The organism is Chromohalobacter sp. 48-RD10 (assembly GCF_029889785.1).
Lineage (GTDB): Bacteria > Pseudomonadota > Gammaproteobacteria > Pseudomonadales > Halomonadaceae > Chromohalobacter.
In genome coordinates this window covers 1-533 of record NZ_JARANX010000218.1, presented here as the reverse complement: position 1 = coordinate 533, position 533 = coordinate 1, and the positions used below count along the sequence as shown (strand labels likewise).

The 533-nt window shown below is 54.8% G+C and carries 2 protein-coding genes; both read left to right on the top strand.

All coding sequences use genetic code 11. The features are described from left to right. Window positions 1-100 (top strand): flagellin (locus OP496_RS18335; protein WP_280565434.1); only part of this gene is annotated, 100 nt, incomplete at its 5' end. A 174-nt stretch (window positions 101-274) separates the two neighbouring features. Beyond that, window positions 275-533, top strand: a 259-nt coding sequence (locus OP496_RS18330; RefSeq protein ID WP_280565432.1) for a hypothetical protein, incomplete at its 3' end; no start/stop codon positions are given.

The following is a 533-nucleotide window of genomic DNA, read 5'->3' as shown; positions in this document are numbered from 1 at the left end:
CTCCAACATGACCAAGAACCAGATTCTGCAACAGGCCGGTACCTCCGTTCTTTCCCAGGCCAACCAACTGCCGCAGAACGCCCTGTCACTGCTGGGATAATTTCCCCTCACTGACTCATGGCAGAAAGCACCATGCGGACAAAGCCCTCGGGGACTTCCTCGGGGGCTTTTTGTTGGAATTGATGATGTACCGCCGCTTTTCTCCAGCTTTTGAACATCCCATCGCTTGGTAGCATGGCACAAAGTGTCAGGTATAAATCTTCGGAGCCGCCCCATGGCAAGCAAGCGTAAAAAGCAAGCATCCAACAAGCATAGCCCCCGCCAAGTACCCCGCAAGCCTCGCATTCTCTGGGCTAACCCGTACTGCCTGCTGGACACCTCCAGCGGCGCCTCAATGTCAATTCGTGAGATGCTGCGCCAACTCGCCGAGCGAGGCTATGACATTGGTGTCGTCGGTGCGACATCGTTCGATGCTCCGAAAGGCACTCATCGCCTCACAAGAATCTGGGATGAATTGCAGGACTATCAGGAAA